Genomic DNA, 1,334 nt, shown 5'->3' with positions numbered 1-1,334 from the left:
ATCCTTTATAGAACAATGATATGCAAACTCATCGCATAAAGCAGTATCGTCATTCACTTTTAAGTATTCTTTAAAATAAGACAATTCTTCAATACTTAACGATGTGAATTTTTTTATAATATTTGTTTTTCTGTAAGGTGTGTTATAAGAATATACAACTTGAACTAACTTTATAGAATCAGTATGCGAAAATAAATCTTCAAAAATATTAATAGCATTTTCATGTACTGTTGAAAAATAAGCCTTATTTAAAGTGATACTATCGTCTAAAAATGGGTACTCTTTCTCACTTAAACTTAAATGAATTGTGTTTTGCAATTCCCAAAAGTTTAACTTCTTAATATCCAAATTGCCTTTATCAAAATACATAATGTTAATCACCTTATTAACTTCATTTTTTCTTGATTACCCTAGCTGTTGTTAGTCTAACAGCACTCAACACCACTTTTTCTAAAAGAGTAAAACCCTTGCTACCTCACTTTAGAAGATTTAACTTTTCTATACGTTGAATATCTTTATCTAACAAGTAGAATAATGAGATTGCCATACTCAAAATTGCGATTAAAATAAAATTGATACTAATCGAATTAAAAATGTTAGGCAAAATACCACCTACCAGTGCACCAATCGGTATAAGAATACTCAAAAGTGTTTCATTTGTTGTAGCTACTCGACCAAGCATATTTTTTGGAGGTAAAATTTGAAAAGCATTAATAAATGAAAGATTGATAATACCGATAATAAAGTTTGATAAGAACAACAATATCGAACAAACAATGATACTATGTGTCCCAAATAAGTAAAGTATGAACCACACGATTGATAAAATCAAGAAGCTAAGAAATAACAACTTGTTAAATTTAAATTGCTTAATGACCTTTGGAGCTGCTAAAAATCCTATCATCATACCTAAACCATTAGCGAAAAGGATCACAGCATATATTTTACTATCATGACCATATGCTAGTGCCAATTTCGGATAAATAACTGTAACAGCCGATATTGAAAAATTAATGATAGATAAAGGGATTAACAATTTAAGAATTTTCTTGTTAGAAACATATCGTAGCCCTTCCTTAAAATCTTCCATGTATTCTGCGATGAATGTTTTATATTGATCATTCGAATGACCGTTCTGGTGAGCTATGTTGACTTTTAATAGTTTAAACATAAAAAATGCGATTAGAAATACGAATATATTTAAGCTCATGAGATTTTGAATTAATATGACACTCAATAAAAAACCAATAAAACTATCTAGGATAATATTTAAACCTTTATAAGTAAGTTGAAATAATGAATTGTTCTTCATGATTTCATCTTCATCTTTAGAT

At 28.1% G+C, this 1,334-nt stretch carries 2 protein-coding genes; both read right to left on the bottom strand.

What is annotated here, in order from left to right; all coding sequences use genetic code 11:
• Positions 1–369, bottom strand: a 369-nt coding sequence (locus tag CD118_RS11325) for a DUF3885 domain-containing protein (protein WP_425353210.1), incomplete at its 3' end; no start/stop codon positions are given.
• Between the two features lie 106 nt (positions 370–475).
• A partial coding sequence (locus CD118_RS11320) for an MFS transporter (protein ID WP_206167722.1) occupies positions 476–1,334 on the bottom strand: 859 nt, incomplete at its 5' end.

The sequence above is a fragment of the Staphylococcus coagulans genome (genome assembly GCF_002901995.1).
GTDB classification, from domain to species: domain Bacteria; phylum Bacillota; class Bacilli; order Staphylococcales; family Staphylococcaceae; genus Staphylococcus; species Staphylococcus coagulans.
This window is presented reverse-complemented; position numbering and strand designations above follow the sequence as displayed.